Raw genomic sequence first — 24,168 nt, forward strand, 5'->3', positions numbered from 1 at the left:
CCCGAGGAGATTCCTCACGTGCTGAAGATGACCCGCATCGACCCGCCGCACTGGGCTCCCGATCATGCACGCCACGTCACCGACTACATCGGCGACGACGGCGAGGCCAGTCAACGAGCTTTCCAACCCTTGCTGACGCAGATCCATGCCAGCCTGGAGGCGCAGATCGATGGATTCGTCAACGATCCCCAGCAGTGCTTTGACGACGAGACGCAATTCCCCTGCCGCCGTCGGCTTTCGGGCCAGTACTACATCGGCTCGCAGACCTTCGAAGGCTACCGCGATGACGGCGACTACCTGCTGTGGATCCAGATTCGCTGTCTGGAAAAAGGCCCTGAAGAGCCTGCTGATTATCTCGGCCTGGAAGTGATCTGCAGCTTCACGCCTGCCACGGGTGAGCTGCTTATCGAGGAAGGGTTCAATACCAGCGTGATCTAGGGCCTCGCCGGCAGGCTGCATGGCGAGACCGGGCGGTATCAGGACAGATCGGAAGACGAGCGGCGCACGATCTTGATGGAATGCTTCAACGTCGGCTTGCGGGTGACGCTGATCGCCTTGCGGGTCACGGTATCGAGGGTGATGTTCCAGAAGCCGCTGCTGGGCACGGTGATTTTTGCCGGGAATTTATCGAAAGCACCGCCGTGATAGGTATGCCGGCCGCCATTCTTGAAGCTGCGAAAGTTCGCGTCGCTCATCAGGCGGATATTGCAGGGTTGCGAGCATTCGATGACGACCAGATCATCTTCGTTGAGGTGCTCGCGCTGGTGTATGTACTTCATCAGGCGCTCCACGCGGTATTTTCAGGCGACAGCATGACTCACCAATCGTCCGACAGCAAAGCCCGCGACCGTTGCCGCCCCACATAGCTCGCCATTATGCGCTGCCAGCTGCCATCGCTGTGCATTTCGGCAAAGGCGTCGCTCATTCGCTGGCGCAGGCCCGGCACATCGTCGAGGTTGAGGCTTGCGGCGATGTGACTGCGTGTAGAGCTGAGCGGCTTGCCGAATGACAATGGCATCTGGTAGCCCAGCTCACGCCACAGATAAAGCACGCGCAAATCGATTTCGTACCAGGCGACCACGCGCCCGCTATGCAGCAACTGCGCGGCCTGCTCGGGATCGGTGACTTCGACCACTCGCTGTTCGCCAGTGCGAATGGCATTGGCATCATCGGCCCTTGGGGTTCCCCCCATGACCGCCACCGGCCCTGCCTCCAATGCGTCGGCCAGGCTGTCGAACGACTGGTTGACGCTGGCCAGCACATAAGGCGTGGGCAGCACGTCGAGCAGCCAGACAAAATCGCCGTCACGCTCGGCGGTATGCCCCAGGTTCAGCACGATGCCATGCTCGTCGCCGCTCGCCTCGCTCAATACCCTGCGCCAGGGCACGCTGCGAAAAACGCACTGTTGCTCAATGCGCACGCACAACTCCTGCATCAGATCGCCGAACAGCCCGGCCCTGGCAACCGTGCCGTCGGCGAATGGCATCTGCCCCTGGCCGACGTACACGTTCAGCGCCTCAGCGTTCACACCGCCCGCAGCGCAGAGCGAGCCGGCAAGCAGGAACGCGCAGCCAGCTCGACGGCTGCGGGCCATGACATCATTTATCCGCACATGCGAATTCCCTATCCGATCCCTCATGGCCCTGCCGATGTCTTCGACAGGCCCTTGCAGTGTGCATCAGGTGCGGAAAAACGCCAATCAGCCCAGTGCCGTATCCAAGAACATCATCACCGCGAATCCTCCCATCAGCCCGAGCGTCGCCGGTGTCTGATGGCCGTTGCGGTGGGTTTCCGGAATGATTTCATGGGAAACCACGAACAACATGGCGCCCGCTGCCAGGCCAAGGCCAATGGGATAGGCCAGCGCATAGCTGCTGGACATGCCGACGCCGACCAGGGCGCCAAGTGGCTCCATCAGCCCGCTGGCCACAGCGATCAATACAGCCTGCAGCGCCGACAGACCGGTGGTCCTCAGCGCCAGCGCGACGGCCAGTCCTTCGGGGATGTCTTGAATGGCGATGGCGGTCGCCAGGGGGATACCCACCTTCATGTCGTCCGCAGCGAAGCCGACGCCCACGGCCATGCCCTCCGGCAGGTTGTGCAGGGTGATGGCGAACACGAATAGCCATACCCTGTTCAGGCGTTCGCTCTGCGGCCCCAGCGGCCCGGTACTCTCGTGCTCGTGTGGGGTGAAATGATCGAGGCCGAGCATCAGCAGCACGCCAAGGGCGAGCCCGACGACTACGGTCGCGGCACCGAGCATGCCGCTGCCGGTGATACGCTCGGCGGCCTCCAGGCCGGGGAGGATCAGCGAGAAGCAACTGGCAGCGAGCATCATGCCGGCGGCGAAGCCGAGCAGGCTGTCCTGGGTTCTCACCCTGATGGTGCCGAGCGCCAGGGCCGTGCAGGCACCGAGCGCAGTCGCCGCGAACCCCGCACCGCCACCGTACAGCGCGTGGCGAACGCGCTCCGGGTGGCCATCGTGGAATACGTTGAAAAGACTGCTTATCAGCAACCAGAGCACGACCAGCAGGGCAATCGCCAGGCCGCTAGCGACCCAGGGCGATGCCCGTGCCTGAGCACGCCAAGCCTGGGAAAAACTGGTGGGCATTGGAAGCGTTTGCATGTGACCCCTTGGATAGAATGGAGCGCATAGATGTTGATTGGGTACCCAATAGATTGCGACAGCCCGATGATCCGCAGCGTTTCATCTTAACGCTGCACAGCGACGCAGCGTGCAGCCTTGGCACGGCTCCTGTGCGGCTGTTCACGGCTCTGCAAGTGCTTGTTTCGACGAGTGCTTGCGAACCATTCCCGAGTGGCGCACCACCTTGACCAGCATTCCCGGGCACCTTCCCGGCACGCCTGCCCAGCACCAGTTATGCATGCCTGCACGCTTAGCACCAAAAGTTCTTTTCATATATTAAAACTTCACTTTTGCGCATAAACCTGAACTGGTATCTTCCCTCGGCTCCGCCTGGAGTGCGCGGCCGTGCGCGCAGATTTGCTGTAACAGGTCATCGAGAACGTCGCAAGCGACGGCTAGCCAGGAACCAAACCAGTGGACGAGCGATTAACCACCTCGGTGCCGAGTTCCATACCGCATAGCTGCGCGCAGTAGCCTTTCACTGATCTGGCAAGCAGCCTGATAACAGGATTCTCCATGTACGTTTACGACCAGTACGACCAACAAATCGTCGAGGACCGCGTCAAGCAGTTCCGCGATCAAACCCGCCGGTATCTCAGTGGCGAACTGAGCGGTGAAGAATTCCGTCCGTTGCGCTTGCAGAACGGTCTGTACATTCAGCGTTTCGCGCCCATGCTGCGCGTCGCCGTTCCCTACGGCCTGCTGTCGTCCACGCAGGTGCGTAAGCTGGCACAGATCGCCCGCGATTACGACAAGGGCTATGCCCACATCAGCACCCGTCAGAACGTCCAGTTCAACTGGCCGGAGCTGGAAGACGTGCCTGAAATTCTCGCCGAGCTGGCTACCGTGCAGATGCACGCGATCCAGACCAGCGGCAACTGCATCCGCAACACCACCACCGACCAGTTCGCCGGTGTCGCCAAGGACGAGCTGATCGATCCGCGCCCGTGGTGCGAGATCATCCGTCAGTGGTCGACCTTCCATCCCGAGTTCAGCCACCTGCCGCGCAAGTTCAAGATCGCCGTCAATGGCTCGACCAGTGACCGTGCGGCCATCGAAGTGCACGACATCGGCCTGGAAGCGGTGAATAACGAAGCCGGTGAGCTGGGCTTCCGCGTAGCGGTAGGCGGCGGCCTCGGGCGTACCCCTATCGTTGGCAGCTTCATCAACGAATTCCTGCCGTGGAAGCATCTGCTCTCCTATCTCGACGCCATCCTGCGTGTGTACAACCGCTATGGCCGTCGTGACAACAAGTACAAGGCGCGCATCAAGATCCTGGTCAAGGCGCTGACCCCGGAAGTGTTCGCCGAACGGGTGAACGCCGAGTGGGCGCACCTCAAGGACGGCCCGACCACCCTCACCGATGAAGAGGTGGCGCGCGTCGCCGCTCACTTCGTCGACCCGGCCTACAAGACGCTGCAGGATCAGCACGCCCTCCTCGCCGGCCACGACGCCGAGCATCCAGGCTTCGCCCGCTGGCGCGAGCGCAACACCTTCGCGCACAAGAAGCCGGGTTACGTCGCCGTAACGCTGTCGCTCAAGCCGACTGGTGTAGCGCCGGGCGACGTGACCGACAAGCAGCTCGACGCCATCGCCGAGCTGGCCGACCGTTACAGCTTCGGTGAGGTGCGCAACAGCCATAACCAGAACATCATCCTCGCGGACGTCGAGCAGCAGCAGTTGTTCACCCTGTGGGGCGAACTGCGCGAGCAGGGTTTCGCCACGCCGAACGTGGGCTTGCTGACCGACATCATCTGCTGCCCGGGTGGCGACTTCTGTTCCCTGGCCAACGCCAAGTCGATTCCGGTCGCCGAAGCCATCCAGCGTCGCTTCGACAACCTCGACTACCTGTTCGACATCGGCAACATCGACCTGAACATCTCCGGTTGCATGAATGCCTGCGGCCACCACCACGTGGGCCACATCGGCATTCTCGGCGTGGACAAGAAAGGCCAGGAGTTCTACCAGGTGTCGCTCGGCGGCAGCGCCGGGCGCGACGCCAGCCTGGCGCAGATCCTCGGCCCGTCCTTCGCTCAGGACGACATGCCGGACGTGATCGACAAGATCGTCAACGTCTACGTCGAACAACGTACCGAAGAAGAGAGCTTCCTCGACACCTTCCGCCGTATCGGTGTCGCCCCGTTCAAGGAGCGCGTATATGCAGCGAATCATTAAGAACGGCCAGATCGTCGACGAAAGCTGGCACCTGCTGCCGAAGGAAACCACCTTCGAAGAGCTGTCCAACTGCGACGACCTGATCGTCCCGCTGGCACTCTGGCTGGAGCATGGCAACGCGCTGAAAGCGCGCGATGGCGGCCTGGGTGTGTGGCTGGATGCCGAGGAAGAGATCGAGTCCATCGTCGACTCGCTGGACGATTTTCAGCTCATCGCGCTGAACTTTCCGGCCTTCACCGACGGACGCCACTCCTCGTCCGCCTACCTGTTGCGCACCCGCTACGGCTTCAAGGGTGAGCTGCGCGCCATTGGCGATGTGCTGCGTGACCAGCTGTGGGCGCTCAAGCGCTGTGGCTTCGATGCCTTTGCCCTGCGCGAAGACAAGGACCCCGAAGACGCGCTGAAAGCCTTCGAGGAGTTCGCCGAGGTCTATCAGGCCTCCAGCGACCAGCCGGTACCTTTGTTCAGGCGCCGTGCCTGAAACCAGAAGCCCCGCCAATCGGCGGGGCTTTTTTCTGCATGCGCATTTCCTCCTGGCTCGGCGGCCTTCGAGCGCAGCCCCCGGGCAAGCCTTCTGCCCCTGCCGTGGCACGCAAACTTGACAAGCCAAACGGCGAGGCCGTTAAGCTCGACGCCTTTTTCCGAACAGTGGATGCCTGATACCGATGCGCTATGACCTGATCACCATGGATGTGTTCATCGCCGTCGCCGAGGAGCGCAACCTCACGCGCGCCGCAGAGCGTCTGCACCTGGCGGTATCCGCCGTCAGCAAGCGCATCGCCGAACTCGAAGAACAGGTCGGTTCGGCACTGCTACTGCGTTATGCCCGCGGTGTCGACCTGACGCCAGCTGGCCAATCGGTGCTGCACTACGCTCGCGAACTGCGCCTGGTACTCGGCCAGATGGACGAAGAACTGGCCAGTTATTCTGCCGGGGTAAAGGGCCATATCCGCATCCATGCCATCACCTCGGTGCTTGCCCAGTTCCTGCCGACGGATCTGGAGCGCTTTCTGGCCAGCTACCCGTTGATCAACTTCGATATCGAAGAACGGGTGGGAACGGCGGTGGTGCGCGCCGTCGTCGAAGGTCGTGCGGACCTGGGCATCTTCGCCGAACACACCCGCGCCCCGGGTCTGGAAACCCGACCTTATCGACAGGATCAACTGGTCGTGGTGACACCCCGCGATCATGTCATCGCCGAACGCACCAAGATCAGCTTCGTCGATGCCCTGGAGCACGAGTTCATCGGCCCCCACCTGGACAGCTCGCTACACACCCTGTTCGCTCAGCAGCAGATCGAGAGCGGCCGGGAGATGCGCGTCCGGGTACGGGTCAGCAGCTTCGAATGCATGTGTCGCCTGGTCGGCGCCAAGGTTGGCATTGCCATCCTGCCCAAGGCGGCTATCCAGCAGTACCTGCGCCCCCTGAAGCTGCAGATGACGCTACTCGACGAACCCTGGGCAAGGCGCAGCCTGGTTATCGGGGTGCGCAGTTCGGATCTGCTGTCACCCACGGTCAGGGCGCTGGTCGAGTACTTGGAGCAGAGTCACTGAAACCGTAAGCGCGTCAGATCTGAAGGAGCATTCTCCTTTCGAGAACGCTTGCTTGGCGAATCGTCAATTTTCCTGCTTTCGCGATGGCCATAGGATGGGCGCATCGAGGGCTATCGATGCCCAGAACAAGAACGAGAGCCCCATGACCGTCAATGCCAAGCCGTACTTCAGCCAGCTGAACATCGCTGGTGAGCGTTTTACCTATGTCGACCTGAACAAGCTGCTGACGCCATCCGCGCTGCAACGCCTGCCCTACTCCATTCGCCTGCTGCTGGAAAACGTCGCACGCTGCTCGCCAGATGCCCTCGAGCCGGTACTGCTGTGCGCCACCGGCCGGGGGCCGGTTTGTGAGGCACCCTTCTTTCCGAATCGGCTGATGTTCCATGACACCACCTGCCTGCCGGCATTGGCCGATTTCGCCGGCATGCGTGATCGTGTCGCGGAACTGGGTGGTGACCCGCAACAGGTCAATCCGGTCATCCCTGCGGTGCTGGCCATCGATCACTCGGTGATCGTCGAGCACTACGCCGACGCCGATGCGGTGGAGGCCAATCTGGATATCGACTTCCGCCGCAATGGCGAGCGCTACCAGTTCATCAAGTGGGCACAGAAGAGCCTCGATAACTTCAAGGTCATTCCGCCAGGCACCGGCATCATTCACCAGATGAACATGGAGGCCATGGCCCAGGTCGTCTGGGAAAGCCAGGGCCCGAACGGCGAGCGCCTGCTGCACCCGGACGACATGGTGGCCACCGACAGCCACACACCGATGATCAACGCCGTGGGTATTCTCGGCTGGGGCGTCGGCGGCCTCGAAGGTCAGGCGGCGATGCTGGGTGAGCCCGTGCCGATCAGTTTTCCGGAAGTCATCGGCATTCGTGTGAGCAACGCTCTGCGGCCTGGCGTGACCGGCACCGATCTGTCGCTGTACGTTGCCGAGATCCTGCGCAAGCGCAAGGTAGTCGGCAAGTTCGTGGAGTTCTGCGGACCCGGCCTGGACAACCTGACCTGGGCCACCCGCGGCACCGTGGCGAACATGGCCCCGGAATATGGTGCCACCGTGGTGTTCTTCCCCTTCGACGATGAAACCTGCCGTTATCTGGAGCTCTCCGGGCGCCCGGTGGCACTACGCGCCAAGGCCGAGCGCTACATGGAGACACAGCATCTGTGGCGGCGTTCGGAGGCACCTGAGCCTGTTTTCGCCGAGATCATCGAGCTGGACCTGGCCAGCCTCGAACCGAGTGTGGCCGGTCCCCATCAGCCTCACCAGCGACAGCCGCTGGCACAGGCTGGACAGTCCTTCGATCAGCACGTGCTGGGCAGTCGGTTGATAGCCAGCAGCGCCCCGGAGCGCTTCGTGGAAACCAGCTTCGGCGAAGCGCTGGGCCATGGCGCAGTGGTGATCGCGGCGATCACCAGCTGCACCAATACCGCCAACCCGGCACAAATGATCCAGGCCGGTTTACTGGCGCGCAACGCCCGCCGCCTGGGGCTCGCGCGCAAACCCTGGGTGAAGACCTCACTATCTCCCGGCTCCCAGGTGGTCGCCGACTACCTGCGTGAAGCACAGTTGCTGGACGACTACTCGGCTCTGGGGTTCGATCTGGCCGGTTTCGGCTGCATGACCTGTATTGGCAACTCCGGCAACCTCGAGCCACACGTGGAGGCATTCGCCGAGCAGGGCCTCAAGGGGGTCGCCGTGCTGTCGGGCAACCGCAATTTCGAAGGTCGGGTCAATCCCAAGGTGCCAGCGGGTTACCTCGCCTCGCCAGCACTGGTCGTCGCCTACGCCATCGCTGGCGATATCCACGTCGACCTGGTCAACCAGCCGCTGGCGAAAGATGGCAGGGGGCGCGACATCTACCTCAGCGACCTGATGCCGAGCGATGAACAGGTTGCCGAACTCGCACGCCAAGTGGTGCGCCCGGAGTTCTTCGCCGAACGCCTGAAGACCCTATGGGACGGCACCCACCACTGGCAGGCCCTGGGCGCCGCGGGCAGCGTGCAGTTTACCTGGGACCCGGCATCGACGTACCTGCGTCGGCCGCGCTATCTGGAAGCCATCGAAGCCGAACCGCCAAAGACCCTTGCCATCGCCCAGGCACGGATTCTCATGGTACTCGGTGACAACGTCACCACCGACCATATCTCGCCTGCCGGGGCCATCCCGCGCGATAGCCTGGCCGGACAGTGGCTGATCGAACACGGGGAAGATCCGATCGACCTGAACCAATACTCGACCCGCCGCAGCAACCATGAAGTCATGTTGCGTGGCGCCTTTTCCAATCGATCGGTGCGCAACCTGCTGCTCGGTGAACAGCCTGGTCTGGGCGCCTGGGCCTGGACGGCCGATGGCGAGCAAGTGCTTCCGGTCTACGAGGCATCCGCCAGCTACCTGGCCCAAGGCACCGCGCTGGTGGTGTTCGGCGGCATCAACTACGGCGCAGGCTCGAGTCGCGACTGGGCTGCCAAGGCGCAGGCCCTGCTGGGGGTACGGGCCGTGGTGGCGCGCAGCTTCGAGCGTATCCACCGCAGCAACCTGATCGGCATGGGTATTCTGCCGCTGACCTTCGCCGAGGGCAGCAGCACCGAGGATCTGCACCTCGAGGGCCATGAGCGACTGACCTTCGATGGTCTCGATGACCTGCATGTCGGCCTCAATACGATTGCCCTGCGCATCGAACGCGCCGGCCAGCCGGAGCAGCGCATCGAGGTGCATCTCAAACTCGACTCGCGCCAGGAACTCACCTATCTGACCCAGGGTGGCATCCTTCCCTACGTGGTGCGCAAAATGCTCGGCCGCTGCGCTGTCAGCGCCAGCGCCTGACCATCATGACCTCGGAGAATCCCATGTCCGCCTATGTCGGTAGCCGCACCACCCGTGAGCGAAATGCACGTGGTGAGGGCATCAGCGTCTATGCCGTGGATCAGGAAAACGGCACCCTGGAGCTCGTGCAACTGCTCGCCGGGCTGATCAATCCATCGTTCCTCGCCCTCGATCGCAGTGGTGATGTGCTCTATGCGGTGCACGGCGACCAAAGCGATGTCAGCGCCTTTCGCGTGGACAAACGCAGCGGTGAGCTTGGTTTCCTCAATAGCCAGAGCACCCGGGGCAGGAATCCGGTGCACCTCGCGCTCGACCCGACTGGCCGACACCTGATCGTCACCAACCATATTGGTGCCAGCCTGGCCGTGCTACCGATCGAGGCAGACGGCAGCCTGGCGCCGCTGAGTCAATTGCAGGAAGTGAGCGGCGAGCCTGGCCCGCACCGCATCGAGCAGCCACATGCCAAGCCGCACTTCAACCTGTTCGATACGAGCGGCCGTCACATCATCGTGCCGGACAAGGGCCTGAACAAGGTATTCGCCTTCCGCTTTCACGCCGGGCGCCTGAGCGAAGCCAGTGCGGCATCCGTCAGCACACGAGAGACCGCCGGGCCACGCCATATCGCCTTCCATCCGCGCGGCGATGTCGCCTATGTGGTCAACGAGCTGGACTCGACGGTTACCACCTATGCTTACGATGCGCAAACCGCTGGGCTCAGCCCACAGCAGATCCTCTCGTCATTGCCGGCGAGTTACACCGGCGACAGTCGCGCTGCAGGGATTCAGGTCGATGCCGAAGGACGCTTCGTGTATGCCTCGAATCGCGGTTACGACAGCATTGCGGTCTTCGCCATCGAAGCGCAAAGCGGCCTGCTGAGTTTCGTCGAGGCGGCCGAGAGCGGAGGCCGCACCCCCCGCTTCTTCACCCTCTCACCCAATGGTCGCTACCTCTTCGCGCTCAACGAGGACAGCCACAGCATCGTCAGCTTCGCCGTGGACCGACAGCGAGGCACCTTGCTACCGACCGGCTTCCAGACCAGCAGCGGCAGCCCGGTCTGCATGGTTTTCTCCCCCTGAGAGACATGCACCTGCCACCGCCAGGCAGGTGACCCAAGCGCACGACAGGCGGCGCCAACCACTCCTCGACAACAACAATGCAGGTCGCCTCCGAGCGGCCCAGTGAGGCCCTATGTCCATGGAAAAGCCAGGTTATGAAAAAGCCGTGGTGCGCAAGGTCACCCTGCGCATCATTCCCTTCGTATTCCTGCTCTATATCGTTTCCTACCTCGATCGCGCCAACATCGGTTACGCCGCGCTGCAGATGAACGCCGAGCTGACGCTTTCTGCAGAAGCCTTCGGCTTCATTTCCGGCATCTTCTTCATTGGCTACTTCTTGTTCGAAGTGCCCAGCAACGTCCTGCTCAATCGCTATGGCGCCCGGGTGTGGATCGCCCGCATCCTGCTGACCTGGGGCCTGATCGCCGCCGCGACGGCCTTCGCCCAGACCGCCGCGCAGCTGTATGTACTGCGCTTTCTGCTGGGGGTCGCCGAGGCAGGGTTCTTTCCAGGGATCATCGTCTACCTGACTTACTGGTTTCGTTCCAAGGAGCTGGCCACCACGGTTGCCCTGTTCACCGCGGCCATTCCCGTGTCCTACATCATCGGTGCGCCTCTGAGCACCTGGATCATGGACAACGTTCACTGGCTGGGTTGGAGTGGCTGGCGCTGGATGCTGTTTCTGGAGGGCATCCCCGCGGTATTTCTTGGCCTGGCCTGCTACTTCTACCTGACCGACAGGCCGGAGCAGGCCACATGGCTCAAGGATGACGAGCGCCAATGGCTGCTGGATGAGCTGCAGCGCGATCGCCAGTCGCACAAGAACGTCAAGCACTTCGGCGTGGTCAAGGCCATGACCAATCCCAAGGTGCTGTATCTGTCGTTCATCTACTTCGCGTACCAGTGCGGCAGCCTCGGGGTCGGCTACTGGATGCCGCAGATCATCAAGGGTTTCTCCGCCTCGCTGAGCCACACTCAGATCGGCCTGATCGCCATGGTGCCGTACATCTTCGCCACCATCATGATGATCGGCTGGTCACGCAGCTCCGACCGCCACGGTGAACGCAAACTGCACTCGGCCATTGCGCTGGCGGTCGCCACCGCCGCCATGGTCGGCGCCGGCATGGTCAGTGAGCCCATCGTCTCGATCGCCATGATCAGCCTGGCACTCGCCGGTCTGTACAGTTTCAAGTCGCCGTTCTGGGCGCTGCCCACATTGTTTCTCAGCCGCTCCACCGCCGCCGTGTCCATTGCGGTGATCAACTCGATCGGTAATCTCGGCGGCTTCGTCGGGCCGTTCATGATCGGTATGATCAAAGACTCCACCCACAGCGCATCCATGGGCTTGCTGTCCCTCAGTGCGCTGCTGGCGATAGCCTTCGGCATGACGCTGCTGATGCGTATCAACGACGGCGACGACGCCGAGCGTAATGCCCCGACCACCATAGAGGAGCACCCATGAGTACCCTTGATCCGAGCATCCTGGCCGACCTGGCGCCAACCGGCGTACTGCGCGCCGCCATCAATTATGGCAATCCGGTTCTGGCCCAGCGTGGTGCCGACGGACAACCAGCCGGTGCGTCCACGGCCCTGGCCAAGGCCTTGGCCGAGCAACTGAACGTCGGAGTCGAATTCGTCACCTTCGATGCCGCCGGCAAGGTCTTCGCCGCCCTTGGTGAGTCACGCTGGGATCTGGCGTTCCTGGCCATCGAGCCAGTGCGGGCCGCAGAAATAGACTTCAGCCACCCCTACGTGATCATCGAGGGCACCTACCTGGTCCGCGACGACAGCCCGTTCCAGACCGTCGCCGAACTGGATCGCCCAGGCCTGCGCCTGGCCGTGGGCAAGGGCGCAGCCTACGACCTGTTCCTGACCCGCACCCTGGATGCCGCGGAACTGGTACGTGCGCCGACATCGGCCGCTGCAGTGGACTGGTTCCTGGAGCAGCGCCTGGACGCTGCCGCCGGCGTACGCCAGCCATTGGAAGATTTCGCCGCACGCAACCCTGGCTATCGCGTGCTGGCAGACAGCTTCACCGAGATCCGCCAGGCCATGGCGGTACCCAAGGGCCGTGACGCCGGGGTGCGCTACGTGCGCGAGTTCCTCGAGGAGCGCATTCGCAGCGGTTTCGTCGCCGAGGCGTTACATACCAGTGGCCAGCAGAATGTACGCGTAGGCCCCGCGCTTGGCGAGCAATGACCACAGGCGACGCATCGCCTGATCCGAGGCGTCGTCCTTCGGTGCGCAGGACAACCGTCAGGCCTGATTGCCGTCGCTCTGCACATGGCGGCGCAGCGCCCTGTGCCCTGTAAATGCACACGGGCGAGCCTCGACGCGCAATGCAGGAGCGTTCTCATCTGGAGAAAGCTTCTTTACCCAATGATCAATTCAAAGGTCCTGGCGGGCGCTTTAGGATGAAAGCTCGAACGGTTTCTAGAAAAACAAGAGAACCTGCACATGCCCGCGAAAAACCTGATGCACCCGTTAACACGCCTCCCTCCCCGGCCCTCCAGGCATTTTGATGGTGCCTCTCGCGCCCCCCGCTGATACCTCGACATTGGCTTAGCCGAACTGCCAGACGCAGCTCGCGGTAAGCCCCATGCACGCACTCGCCCAATGCACCTGAAATTAACCAGGAGGACTCCCCATGTCCAAACGTATCGCGTTCGTAACCGGAGGGATGGGCGGTATCGGCACCGCCGTCTGCCAGAGACTCTACAAGGACGGCTTCGTTGTGGTCGCGGGCTGCGGCCCGGATTCGCCGATCAAGGACCAGTGGCTGAAGAAGAACAGCAAACTGGGCTTCGCGTTCATCGCCTGCGAAGGCAATGTCGCGGACTGGAGCTCCACGGTGGAAGCCTTCGACAAGGTTCGCAAGGACGTCGGCCCGATCGACGTGCTGGTCAACAATGCGGGTACCGCCTGCAACGTGGTATTCCGCGACATGAGCCCCGGTGACTGGGAAACCGTCATCGATACCAACCTGAATTCGCTGTTCAACGTCACCAAGCAAGTGGTCGACGGCATGGTTTCGCGGCGCTGGGGGCGGATCATCAATATCTCCACGGTGAATGCCCAGCTCGGCCATGTCGGTCAGGTCAACTACGCCACCGCCAAGTCCTCCATTCGCGGCTTCACTCGGGCACTGGCCAGGGAAGTCGCTCAGCGGGGCGTCACTGTCAACACGGTTTCCCCTGGCTACATCGGCACGGAACGCCTCATCTCCATCACCCATACCCAACTGATGGACAGGATCGTCGAAGACATTCCCATGAAACGCCTCGGCAAACCGGAAGAAGTAGCGGCGATGTGCGCCTGGCTGGCGTCGGACGAATCCTCGTTCGCCACCGGTGCGGACTTCGCGATCAATGGTGGCTTGCACATGACGTGACGCCTGCGCGTCACGCTTCGATTGCCTTACAAGAATAATACTGATCAGGAGATAGCAATGCTGTCGTTCTTCGGCTACGGCATGATCGTGGTCTTCATGACATTGATCATGACCAAGCGCCTCGCACCACTGGTGGCCATGACCATCATCCCCATCGTTTTCGCCATGCTGGCCGGTTTCACCGGTGACATGGGTACCATGATGATCGAGGGCCTGCGCAAGGTTGCGCCAACGGCCGTCATGGTCATGTTCGCCATCCTGTATTTCGGCATGATGTTCGATACAGGTCTGTTCGACCCGATCATCAGAACCTTCATCCGCCTGATCAAGGGCGATCCCGCCAAGGCCGTGGTATTCGCCACGCTGCTCGCCGGCATGGTCTCGCTCGACGGCGATGGTTCGACCACCTACATGATCACTCTGACGGCCATGCTTCCATTGTTCAGGCGGCTGGGGCTCAACCCACTGATCCTGCCCTGCGTGGTGATACTGGCGGCCAGCGTGACCAATCTGCTGCCCTGGGGCGGGCCACTGGCGCGCGCGGCGGCAGCCCTGCAGGTGGAGACCACGGACCTGTTCCTGCCCTTGATCCCGTCGATGATCATCAGCTTTGGCGGCGTGGTTCTGCTGGCGTTCTATCTGGGCATGCAGGAGCGTCGCCGTCTGGGAACCTTGAAGATGCCGGTGATGCCGGTGAGTGGCAATGGTCGCTACGTACAGGGAACCGACGAGGACATGTCGGACCTGCTCACGCTTAGCGCTGAAAACGCAGAGTTGCGGCGCCCGAAGATGTTCTGGTTGAACGCGGTGCTGACGCTGACGCTCATGACCTGCCTGGTGATCGAGCTGTTGCCCCTGCCGATCCTGTTCATGCTGGCGTTTTCCATCGCCCTGGTCATCAACTACCCGGGCATAGACGATCAGCGGCGACGCATCGCTGCCCATGCACCGACCGCGCTCAATCAGATCGCGATCTTCCTGGCGGCAGGCATCTTCGCAGGAATTCTATCTGGTACCGGGATGGTGAAAGCCATGTCGGACACGCTGCTGTGGGCGCTTCCGGAAAGCTGGGGCGCTTACCTGGCGCCAATCACGGCACTGCTGAGCATTCCCGGCACGTTCTTCATGTCCAACGACGCCTTCTACTACGGTGTGCTGCCGGTACTCGCCCAGGCGGCAGAGGTCTACGGCATATCCGCGGCCGAAATCGGCCGCGCATCGATGGTCGGTCAGCCCGTGCATCTGCTGAGCCCGCTGGTGGCCTCCACCTATCTGCTTGTGGGCCTGGCCGGAGTGGAGTTCAGCGACCACCAGAAGTACACCTTCAAGTGGTCACTGGCGCTGTCACTGCTGATCATGCTCTCGTCGATGTTGCTGGGACTGTTTCCACTCTACTCAGTGGCACCTTGAGCCGACAGTCTCAGGCCGGTAGCCCAGCGCCCCGCGTCCACCCCCAGAAGGCATCGGCGGCCAATGGCTGGGGTTATCGATCCAGCTTGCCGAACTGCTCGGCAAGCTCATCGATCCGCTCGGGAATCTGTGGTTGCCTGGAGAGGATGAAGCCCTTCTGGTTGCCCACCAGGGTTTCCACGAGGTAGAGCCTGTCACCCACGTCGGCCCCCAGCTCCTGCAAGGTTTCGTCGGGCAGCCGTATGGCGCCGTCGCCGTCCCAGTCCTCGATCGTAACCGCCAGCGTATCCATGTTCTCTCCTGTGCTTGTGGTCGTTCATGCGGACGCCAGCGTCGTGCTTCTTTGAAAGGTGACACAGCGCCTATGACCGTTGGGGGGTTTACCCTGAACCTAACACACATCCTGTCATTCGATACCTTTAGGCCTGCCAAGGCCTTGGGCAACGGGCCATAGCGATTATTACAAGGCGCCCGCCAGCCCTCGTCTCTATTCGTTGCGCACGACCGATGCGCAACAGCCCTGATGAGGATCAAGCAAATGGCTTCGCGTAAAACCTCCACCCCGAAATCCCCCGCAGCTGAAAGCGCCTATCTGAACAGCGATAGCGCCGCTGCTGCGGCCCCGCCAGCCGGAACCGGCAAGGCCGTCATCGAACAGAAACGCGCCACCGGCGAAACCGTCGACGCCATGCCGCACAACGCCAACAAGGCCGACGAATACGCTGAGGCCTCCAGCAAGCCGCGCCAGGGCGCGACGGTTGGCTGCCCCTTCAGCGTGGGCGCCAGCACCGTCAGCGAGGCCAATAGCAACGACAAGACCGGTGATGCACCCGCGCAAGGCGTCAATGCCGCCAGTGGCCATTTGCCGAGAGTCCGCGCCGACAGCGGCGGCCAGGGCATGACCACCAACCTGGGCGTGCCCATCGCCGACAATCAGAGTTCGCTCAAGGCAGGGCTGCGTGGCCCGGCGCTGCTCAAGGACTTCATCCTGCGTGAGAAGATCACCCATTTCGACCATGAGCGGATTCCGGAGCGCATCGTCCACGCTCGCGGCTCGGCAGCCCATGGCTACTTTGAGAGCTACGATTCGCTGCAGGACCTGACCTGCGCGTCGCTGTTCGCCGAAGCCGGAAAGCAGACACCGGTCTTCGTGCGTTTCTCCACCGTGGCCGGCGAACGTGGCTCCAAGGATACCGCCCGCGATGCCCGTGGTTTCGCCGTGAAGTTCTACACCGATCAGGGCAACTGGGATCTGGTGGGCAACAATATCCCGGTGTTCTTCATTCAGGACGCCATGAAGTTTCCCGATCTGGTCCACGCGGTCAAACCCGAACCCCACCACGGCATGCCGCAGGCGGCGTCGGCCCATGACACCTTCTGGGATTTCATCTCGCTGATGCCGGAGTCGGCGCACATGATCATGTGGGTCATGTCCGACCGCGGCATCCCGCGCAGCTACCGGATGATGCAGGGCTTCGGTGTGCACAGCTTCCGCTTCGTCAACGCTGCCGGGGAATCGCACTTCGTCAAGTTCCACTGGAGCCCGAAGCTCGGTACCCACTCCCACGTGTGGGACGAGGCGGTGAAGATTTCCGGCGCCGACCCGGATTTCCACCGCCGTGATCTGTGGGAAGCCATCGAGGCCGGCGAGTACCCGGAATGGGAGCTGGGCGTACAGGTCATCTCCGAGGCCGAGGCGGAGTCCTTCAGTTTCGACATTCTCGACTCGACCAAGCTGATTCCCGAGGAGCTGGTACCGGTGCGCCCGATCGGGCGCATGGTACTCAACCGCAACCCGGACAACTTCTTCGCCGAAACCGAGCAAGTGGCCTTCTGTACTGCTCATGTGGTGCCAGGCATCGACTTCAGCAACGATCCGCTGCTGGCCGGGCGCATCCACTCCTATGTGGATACCCAGATCACCCGCCTGGGGGGCGCCAACTTCCAGGAGTTGCCGATCAATGCCCCGGTGGTGCCGGTGCACAACAATCAGCGCGACGGCATGCATCGCCAGACCATCCACCGTGGTCGAGTGGCCTACGAGCCGAACTCCCTGGCCGGGGGCTGCCCGTTCCAGAATGGCGAGATGGGCTTCGTACCCTTCCCCGAGCCGATTCAGGGTGACGAGGTGCGCGGCAAGCCGGAAAAGTTCGCCGAGCACTACAACCAGGCCAGCCTGTTCTTCAACAGCCAGGCGGACCACGAGCAACAGCACATCATCGATGCGCTGCGCTTCGAATTGAGCAAGGTGACAGTGCCTGGCATCCGCAACCGCACCCTGGCGATGCTGCGCAATATCTCGGACACCCTGGCCCAGGGGGTCGCCGATGGTCTTGGCATGCCGTTACCAGAGCCGTTGCCGAAAGCCAACCCGCAGCCCATCGCCGCCGAGATCGACAAATCACCCGCTCTGTCCCTGCTGGCACGACCAGGCGATGGCGGTATCCGCACCCGTCAGGTGGCGATTCTGCTCGCGGCCGGGGTGGATGCCGCCTCGCTGCAAGCGGTATCCACCGCGCTGCAGGCCGAAGGCGCAGTCGTACGTCTGGTGGGCCCCCGGGTGGGACCGTTCACTGCCGCCGATGGCAGTACCATCGAAGCCGACTGCTCGCTGGAAAACCAGCCCGCGCCACTCTTCGATGCGCTGGTGGTACCCGACGGCCAGGATGCCAGCAACGCGCTGCAGGCTGATGGGCGCGCGTTGGAGTTCGTGCGTGACAGCTTCCGCCATGGCAAGAGCATCCTGGCCATCGGTGCCGGCACGCAGTTGCTGGAAAAGGCGGATGTACCGTTGCACAGCGCACCTGCCGGGGTCTACCAGGGCAGCAGCGCCAATAAGGCACTGATCGCCGAGCTGATCGAGGGTATCGCCGAACACCGCCATCCATCCCGCGAGACCAACCCACCGCAAGTCTGATATCCGCAACATTCGAGCCCGGCACCCGCCGGGCTTTTTTTCGCCCTGGTCAACGGCGCAGGTCGACGAAACGCCGCCGCAGTGCAGTTGAAATGAAAACGCCCGGTGAAACGGGCGCTTCGTTCACAAAGCCGCTGGCGTCACTCCAGCCTGACCAGTACCCGCCCGACCTGGCCGCCCTGCAGGATTCGCTCGATCGCCTCGGGCAACTGCGCCAACCCCACTTCGCTGACCAGATCGTCAAGGTTCGGCAGCTTCCACTGCAGCGACAGCTTGTCCCACATCGAGGCCTTGACCACCAGGGGCAGCTCGACCGAGTCGACGCCCAGCAGGTTCACGCCACGCAGGATGAACGGCAGCACGCTGGCCTGGAACTCGACGCCGGCAGTCAGCCCACAGCAGGCAACGCTGCCGCCGTACTGGGTCGCCTTGAGGACGTTGAAGAGGATCTCGCCCCCCACCGTATCCACAGCACCGCTCCACTGTTCGCGCAGCAGCGGCCGCTCGGACCCAGCCTGCAGCTCGAGACGCGGAATCACCTGCGCGGCCCCGAGGCGTGTCAGCAGTTCGGCTTCCTGCGCCTTGCCGGTCGCCGCTGTCACCTGGTAGCCCAGCTTGCTCAGCAACATGACCGCGATGCTGCCCACGCCGCCGGTGGCCCCGGTCACCAGCACGGGGCCATCGTCCGGGGAAAGCCCGGCGCGCTCCAGCTTGTCGACGCACAGAGCCGCAGTCAGGCCGGCCGTGCCGAAAATCATCGCCTCGCGCAGCGACAGCCCCTGGGGCCGCTTGATCGCCCAACTGGCCGGAATACGGATGTACTGGCCGAAACCGCCAGCGGTATCCATACCCAGGTCGTAGCCGGTGACGATCACCTCGTCGCCCTCGCTGAATTCGGCAGCGCTGGAGTGCTCGACCACGCCAGCCGCATCGATGCCCGGGGTGTGTGGGTAGTGGCGGCTGACACTCCGCTGGCCACTGGCCGACAACGCATCCTTGAAGTTCAGAGACGAGTAGTGAACGCGGATCAGCAGTTCGCCTGCCGGCAAGTCGGAGACGTCGCGCTCGACCACGTGCTGCGTGAAGGTGCCGCTTGCATCCGGGGCTGCCTGTAGAGCGAAGAAACTCGTCATTCAAAACTCCTTCATCCGTCGTGGCGGACTGTGCCGGTTACCAGAAACGTTGCTGGCCGAGACGGCCCAGCCAGGTCAGCGCGAAGCGATCCAGCGCTACGCTGGCAGCCAGGCCGACCCGCTCCTGCAGGGATTTTTTCTGCACGAAGTGCAGTTGGAACAGATCGGCGTCGCGGGCCCGCTCGGCCAGGTATTCGTCGCTGGTTCTCAACTCGTCGACCAGTTGCTTCTCCAGCGCCGCCATGCCCAGCCAGACTTCGCCCGTGGCAATTTCATCGATTTCCAGTTGCGGGCGATAACGGGCGACGAAGTTCTTGAACAGCTCGTGGGTGGTTTCCAGGTCTTCCTGGAATTTCTCCCGGCCTTTTTCGGTATTTTCGCCGAATACCGTGAGGGTGCGCTTGTACTCGCCGGCGGTCAGCACCTCGAAGTCGATATCGTGTTTCTTCAGCAGGCGATTGACGTTCGGCAACTGGGCGACCACGCCGATGGAGCCGAGGATGGCGAAGGGGGCGGAAATGATCTTCTCGGCGATACAGGCCATCATGTAGCCGCCGCTGGCCGCGACCTTGTCGATGCACACCGTCAGCGGCACGCCGGCCTGGCGGATACGTGCCAGTTGCGAGGAGGCCAACCCGTAGCTGTGCACCATGCCGCCGCCACTTTCCAGACGCAACACCACTTCGTCCTGGGGGGTGGCAAGGCTCAGCAGCGCAGTGATTTCATGGCGCAGCCCATCGGTAGCCGAAGCCTTGATGTCGCCATCGAAGTCCAGCACGTATACCCGCGACTTCTGCTGCGGCTTCTTCTTGGCCTGCTTGGCAGACCTGGCTTCCTCCTTGCCCAGCGCCTTGAGTTGATCCTTGTCGAGGATCGACTGTTCGAGGCGTTGGCGCAGCGCCTTGTAGAAATCGTTGAGCTTGGTCACCTGCAATTGACCACCACTGCGCCGGCCTCGGCTGCGCACCGCGACGAGGGCGACCAATACCACGACGAAGGCCACCACCAGCGTGACCGTCTTGGCCAGAAACCCTGCGTAATCAGCAAGAAACTCCACACATTTCCCCTATTTTCAATCAACGGCTTCTTACTGGAAGCCTCGCGTTGTCCAGCATACCGGCGCCATCCGGGCACGGCCAGACAGGTTCGCGGCTTTCGACCGACGCACCCGGGCGAATTCAAACAAACGTATGAATTTTCATTGACAGCCTCAGGCCAACCCTCCTACCCTCGGCACACATTCAAGGTTCCCGGGTTGCAGCGAACGTGGGCAGCATCTACCTGATTCGACATGGCCAGGCGTCGTTCGGTGCAGAGGATTACGATGTCCTTTCGCCCCTGGGCGAACAGCAGTCCAGCCTGCTTGGCCGCCACCTGGCGCAAACCGGGCTGCGCCTCGATCGGGCATGCAGCGGCAGCCTGCTGCGCCAGTCCCACACCGGCCGCTTGGTACTCGAGCAACTGGAGCAGGCGCCGGCGCTGGAAACCGATCCGGCCTTCAACGAATTCGACGCCGAAGGGGTCATCCGCACCCTGCTCCCGACCCTGACGCCCCACGAGCCGAAAGCCGTCGAGATCATCCGTGACGCCGCGCACAACCGTGCTGAATTCCAACGCCTGTTCGTGCGCCTGCTGGAAACCTGGATAGGCGGCGATTACCACGCACCAGCGCTGCAAAGCTGGCAGGCCTTCGTCGAGCAGGTTAACGGCGGTCTGCAACGCCTGCTTGGTAGCGCAACATGCAGAGAGAAAATCGCCGTGTTCACCTCCGGCGGCACCATCACCGCCCTGCTGCACCTGCTGACCGGCATGCCGGTCGCCAGCGCCTTCGCGATGAACTGGCAAATCGTCAACACCTCGCTAAGCTGCCTGAAGTTCCAGGGCCAGCGGGTGACCCTGGCTTCGTTCAACAGCCATGCCCATCTGCAGCTGTCGGACACACCGTCGCTCATCACCTACCGCTGAGCCCCGGCAAACGCCCCCGCAAGGGTGCAGAACAACCCGAAAACAAAGGAAACCACCATGAGCGTCGCAGACATCGTCCAAACCATGAAGGCCAAGTTCAACCCCAGCGCCGCCGAGGGCCTGGACCTGGTGTTCCAGTTCAACATCGAGGATGCCGACAACCACTACCTGATCGTCAAGGACGGCACTTGTGAAGTCAAACAGGGCGACAGCCCGGATGCCAACGTCACGCTGATCATGGACAAGGAAACCTTCAAGGGCATCACCACCGGCGAAACCGATGGCATGCAGGCGTTCATGGGCGGCAAGCTGCGTGCCGAAGGCGACATGATGCTGGCGCTCAAGCTGAGCGAGCTGTTTCCGGTCTGAGTGCATGGGCGGATCGAGCAATGAAACCGGGGTTTTGCGATTCCGGTTTTTTTTCGCCTGCTGGTGGCGTATCAGCCGCCTTGATCCGCTGCCAACAGCCGTATCGATAAGCAGCTGATGGACTTGTCGCCTCGCGCCGGGCTGATTAGATTGGCTCGATCATCACTGCCAACGACAACCAGAAGGGATAGGGATGACTCTCACCGACCGATCCGCCGCCATTCGCCAGGGCGAGGAACTCGACGCCCGCGCCGTCGACGCCTACCTCAAGGCCCACCTGGGTGGCTTGAGCGGCGAGCCGCGGATCAGCCAGTTCCCCGGTGGCGCCTCTAACCTCACCTATCTGCTGAGCTATGCCGGTCGGGAGCTGGTGTTGCGTCGACCACCATTCGGCAGCAAGGCGAAATCCGCCCATGACATGGGCCGCGAGTTCCGCATCCTCAACAAGCTGCGCGATGCGTTTCCCTACTGCCCGCAAGCCTTCGTGCATTGCATCGATCAATCGGTCATCGGCGCCGAGTTCTACGTCATGGAACGGCTCGAAGGCGTCATCCTGCGTGCCGATCTGCCTGCCGAGCTGAAACTCACGCCCGCCCAGACCACCACCCTGTGCAAGGGCTTCATCGACCGCCTGGTGGAGCTGCATCAGGTCGACTACCAGGCCTGTGGTCTGGACGACCTTGGCAAGCCGGACGGCTATGTGGCCCGCCAGATCAGTGGCTGGAGCGAACGCTACGACAATGCCCGCACCCCCGATGCGCCGCTCTGGCGAGAGGTCAGAACCTGGTTACGGGAAAACATGCCGGCCGACCACCCGCGCTCGGCAATCGTGCATAACGATTACCGCTTCGACAATGTGATCCTCGACCCGGACGATCCCATGCGCATCATCGGCGTGCTCGACTGGGAACTCACCACCCTGGGCGATCCGTTGATGGACCTGGGCAATACGCTGGCCTACTGGATCGAGGCGGATGACCCGCCGGCGGTGCAACTGATGCGCCGCCAGCCGAGCAATGCCCCCGGCATGCTGACCCGCCAGGCCTTCGTCGAGTATTACGCGGAGCGGGCCGGCATGCAGATCGACGGTTTCGACTTCTATTACCTCTATGGCCTGTTCCGTCTTGCCGGCATCGTCCAGCAGATCTACTACCGCTATTACCACGGCCAGACCGGCGACAAGCGCTTCGCCTCCTTCGTACAGATGAACGCATTGCTGGAACAGATGGCCCTTGGGGTCATCGCTCGTTCGACACGTTGATGTCCCCCTTCAGAGAGACCCATGCCATGTCCAAGACCCAGTTGTTCGACCTCGACGGCAAGATTGCGCTGGTCTCCGGCGCCAGCCGCGGGATCGGTGAGGCGATCGCCCATCTACTGGCCCAGCAAGGCGCCCAGGTGATCGTCGCCAGCCGCAAGCTGGACGGCTGCCAGGCCGTGGCGGACGCCATCAATGCCAACGGCGGCAAGGCCGTGGCGATGGCCTGCCACATCGGCGAGATGGAGCAGATCCAGGCAGTATTCGCCGAGATCCGCGAGCGCTTCGGCCGCCTCGACATACTGGTCAACAATGCGGCCACCAACCCACAGTTCTGCAACGTGCTGGACACCGACCTCGGCGCCTTCCAGAAGACCGTCGACGTGAACATCCGCGGCTACTATTTCATGTCGATCGAAGGCGGCAAGCTGATGAAGGAACACGGCGGTGGCAGCATCATCAACGTGGCGTCGATCAATGGCGTAACGCCGGGTGAGTTCCAGGGCATCTATTCGGTCACCAAGGCTGCGGTGATCAGCATGACCAAGGTGTTCGCCAAGGAATGCGCACAGTTCGGCATCCGCTGCAATGCCCTGCTGCCGGGCCTCACCGACACCCGTTTCGCATCGGCGTTGACCCAGAACGAGGCGATCCTCAATCTCGCCCTGCAGCGCATACCGCTCAAGCGAGTGGCCGCCCCGGACGAAATGGCGGGCGCGGTGCTCTACCTGGCCAGCGATGCGTCAAGCTACACCACCGGCGTGTCGCTGAATGTCGACGGTGGTTTCCTGTCCTGAGAAACGGCGCTTCACCGCCAGTCCTGCAGCGCCTGGTGGGCGGCCTGATTCATCGGCTGGGCCAGTAATCCACCGGGCGTCAGGCCGATGTTGAACACCGCTTCGTCAGCCATCGGCAGGTAAGTCACGCGGCGGGCCTGGGCATCGAACAGCAACAGGTCGTGATGGCCCAGACGCAGCCAGCGCCACAGGTCGACACCATAGTGACTGCGGGTCAATTGCACCTGGGTGTAACGCGCCTGGTTCTGTTGTTCGATGGCCAGAAAACGGCCCCCGAGCTTCTCCAGGCGGTAGCCCGGTTGCAGGCCGATCAGCTGCGCCAGCCCCTTCCACTGCAACAGGCGCACATCCAGTTGCCACAGGTCGCCTTCCAGCGTCACGCTGCGCTCGACGCCGGCCTCGAGAATATCGACGCGGTAAAGGTTGCCCGTGCGATGGAAACTCAGGGTCAACAAAGGCGCGTCGGCAGGCCATGTCCGGTAACGGCTCAGGTCGTATGCCAACAGCCCGACCAGTACCGCCCCCCCCAGCAAAACCAGGCCGCAGGTGCCCCGTAACCAAGCCAGAAACCAGCGCCCGCCGAACAGCACGCGCAGCGCGACGAAGAGCACCAGCAGCGCCAGCAGAGCGGTCGCCCAGGCAAGACCGTTGTACTGCATCGAATCGATTCC

22 protein-coding genes are annotated in these 24,168 nt (G+C 62.5%); 15 read left to right on the forward strand and 7 right to left on the reverse strand.

Annotated elements, in window-relative coordinates; translation table 11 throughout:
• The first annotated feature begins 18 nt into the window (after positions 1-18).
• Positions 19-438 carry a hypothetical protein gene (locus tag BLR94_RS16970; protein ID WP_084307320.1) on the forward strand — a complete coding sequence of 140 codons (420 nt, stop codon included), beginning with the start codon at positions 19-21 and terminating at the stop codon, positions 436-438.
• A gap of 38 nt (positions 439-476) precedes the next feature.
• Here the strand turns inward: BLR94_RS16970 and BLR94_RS16975 are convergent, their stop codons facing one another.
• The 3 genes from BLR94_RS16975 to BLR94_RS16985 form a co-directional block, all read right to left on the reverse strand.
• The gene (locus tag BLR94_RS16975; RefSeq protein WP_084307319.1) at positions 477-779 is read right to left on the reverse strand and encodes a DUF1883 domain-containing protein; all 303 of its coding nucleotides are present in this window, start codon (positions 777-779) and stop codon (positions 477-479) included.
• A 38-nt stretch (positions 780-817) separates the two neighbouring features.
• Positions 818-1,594 carry a substrate-binding periplasmic protein gene (locus BLR94_RS16980; protein ID WP_167359771.1) on the reverse strand — a complete coding sequence of 259 codons (777 nt, stop codon included), beginning with the start codon at positions 1,592-1,594 and terminating at the stop codon, positions 818-820.
• Positions 1,595-1,699: 105 nt separating this feature from the next.
• Positions 1,700-2,626 (reverse strand): ZIP family metal transporter, encoded by a 927-nt coding sequence (locus tag BLR94_RS16985; RefSeq protein ID WP_084307317.1) that lies wholly within the window; start codon positions 2,624-2,626, stop codon positions 1,700-1,702.
• A gap of 537 nt (positions 2,627-3,163) precedes the next feature.
• On the opposite strand from BLR94_RS16985, the gene BLR94_RS16990 reads away from it, so the two are divergent.
• From BLR94_RS16990 to BLR94_RS17030, 9 genes are all read left to right on the forward strand, one after another.
• The gene (locus BLR94_RS16990) at positions 3,164-4,822 is read left to right on the forward strand and encodes a nitrite/sulfite reductase (RefSeq protein WP_084307316.1); all 1,659 of its coding nucleotides are present in this window, start codon (positions 3,164-3,166) and stop codon (positions 4,820-4,822) included.
• Positions 4,806-5,303: a DUF934 domain-containing protein gene (locus BLR94_RS16995; protein WP_084307315.1), complete on the forward strand. Its 498-nt coding sequence runs from the start codon at positions 4,806-4,808 to the stop codon at positions 5,301-5,303. Before BLR94_RS16990 ends, BLR94_RS16995 begins: the two co-directional genes overlap by 17 nt.
• Before the next feature lie 184 nt (positions 5,304-5,487).
• A complete protein-coding gene (locus tag BLR94_RS17000; RefSeq protein ID WP_084307314.1) occupies positions 5,488-6,375 on the forward strand; it encodes a LysR family transcriptional regulator in 888 nt (295 codons plus the stop codon).
• A 142-nt stretch (positions 6,376-6,517) separates the two neighbouring features.
• Entirely contained in the window at positions 6,518-9,202 is a 2,685-nt protein-coding gene (gene acnA / locus BLR94_RS17005) for an aconitate hydratase AcnA (protein ID WP_084307313.1), read from the forward strand.
• 23 nt (positions 9,203-9,225) lie between these two features.
• Positions 9,226-10,278, forward strand: a complete 1,053-nt coding sequence (locus tag BLR94_RS17010) for a lactonase family protein (protein ID WP_084307312.1) — start codon at positions 9,226-9,228, stop codon at positions 10,276-10,278.
• Between the two features lie 118 nt (positions 10,279-10,396).
• The gene (locus BLR94_RS17015; protein WP_244158212.1) at positions 10,397-11,719 is read left to right on the forward strand and encodes an MFS transporter; all 1,323 of its coding nucleotides are present in this window, start codon (positions 10,397-10,399) and stop codon (positions 11,717-11,719) included.
• Positions 11,716-12,456, forward strand: a complete 741-nt coding sequence (locus tag BLR94_RS17020) for an ABC transporter substrate-binding protein (protein WP_084307310.1) — start codon at positions 11,716-11,718, stop codon at positions 12,454-12,456. Before BLR94_RS17015 ends, BLR94_RS17020 begins: the two co-directional genes overlap by 4 nt.
• A 448-nt stretch (positions 12,457-12,904) precedes the next feature.
• A complete protein-coding gene (gene phbB, locus BLR94_RS17025; RefSeq protein WP_084307309.1) occupies positions 12,905-13,648 on the forward strand; it encodes an acetoacetyl-CoA reductase in 744 nt (247 codons plus the stop codon).
• A 57-nt stretch (positions 13,649-13,705) separates the two neighbouring features.
• Complete coding sequence (locus BLR94_RS17030) at positions 13,706-15,058, forward strand: CitMHS family transporter (protein WP_084307308.1); 1,353 nt, start codon at positions 13,706-13,708, stop codon at positions 15,056-15,058.
• A gap of 73 nt (positions 15,059-15,131) precedes the next feature.
• Here BLR94_RS17030 and BLR94_RS17035 read toward each other — a convergent pair whose 3' ends face one another.
• On the reverse strand, positions 15,132-15,350 hold the full coding sequence (locus BLR94_RS17035) for a hypothetical protein (protein ID WP_084307307.1): 219 nt from the start codon (positions 15,348-15,350) through the stop codon (positions 15,132-15,134).
• Positions 15,351-15,596: 246 nt separating this feature from the next.
• Here BLR94_RS17035 and BLR94_RS17040 point away from each other — a divergent pair, with 246 nt between their 5' ends.
• Positions 15,597-17,975 (forward strand): catalase, encoded by a 2,379-nt coding sequence (locus BLR94_RS17040; protein ID WP_084307306.1) that lies wholly within the window; start codon positions 15,597-15,599, stop codon positions 17,973-17,975.
• 140 nt (positions 17,976-18,115) lie between these two features.
• Here BLR94_RS17040 and BLR94_RS17045 read toward each other — a convergent pair whose 3' ends face one another.
• Entirely contained in the window at positions 18,116-19,108 is a 993-nt protein-coding gene (locus BLR94_RS17045) for a YhdH/YhfP family quinone oxidoreductase (protein ID WP_084307305.1), read from the reverse strand.
• Positions 19,109-19,145: 37 nt separating this feature from the next.
• Positions 19,146-20,165, reverse strand: a complete 1,020-nt coding sequence (gene sohB / locus BLR94_RS17050; RefSeq protein WP_084307304.1) for a protease SohB — start codon at positions 20,163-20,165, stop codon at positions 19,146-19,148.
• Between the two features lie 209 nt (positions 20,166-20,374).
• Here sohB and BLR94_RS17055 point away from each other — a divergent pair, with 209 nt between their 5' ends.
• The 4 genes from BLR94_RS17055 (at position 20,375) to BLR94_RS17070 (ending at position 23,497) form a co-directional block, all read left to right on the forward strand.
• Positions 20,375-21,073, forward strand: a complete 699-nt coding sequence (locus BLR94_RS17055; RefSeq protein WP_084307303.1) for a histidine phosphatase family protein — start codon at positions 20,375-20,377, stop codon at positions 21,071-21,073.
• A gap of 57 nt (positions 21,074-21,130) precedes the next feature.
• Positions 21,131-21,442 carry an SCP2 sterol-binding domain-containing protein gene (locus BLR94_RS17060; protein WP_084307302.1) on the forward strand — a complete coding sequence of 104 codons (312 nt, stop codon included), beginning with the start codon at positions 21,131-21,133 and terminating at the stop codon, positions 21,440-21,442.
• A 193-nt stretch (positions 21,443-21,635) separates the two neighbouring features.
• Entirely contained in the window at positions 21,636-22,703 is a 1,068-nt protein-coding gene (locus tag BLR94_RS17065) for a phosphotransferase family protein (RefSeq protein WP_084307301.1), read from the forward strand.
• Positions 22,704-22,729: 26 nt separating this feature from the next.
• Positions 22,730-23,497: an SDR family oxidoreductase gene (locus BLR94_RS17070; protein ID WP_084307300.1), complete on the forward strand. Its 768-nt coding sequence runs from the start codon at positions 22,730-22,732 to the stop codon at positions 23,495-23,497.
• Positions 23,498-23,508: 11 nt separating this feature from the next.
• Here BLR94_RS17070 and BLR94_RS17075 read toward each other — a convergent pair whose 3' ends face one another.
• Positions 23,509-24,156 carry a hypothetical protein gene (locus BLR94_RS17075; RefSeq protein WP_084307299.1) on the reverse strand — a complete coding sequence of 216 codons (648 nt, stop codon included), beginning with the start codon at positions 24,154-24,156 and terminating at the stop codon, positions 23,509-23,511.
• Between the last annotated feature and the right edge of the window lie 12 nt (positions 24,157-24,168).

The organism is Phytopseudomonas flavescens (genome assembly GCF_900100535.1).
Lineage (GTDB): Bacteria > Pseudomonadota > Gammaproteobacteria > Pseudomonadales > Pseudomonadaceae > Aquipseudomonas > Aquipseudomonas flavescens.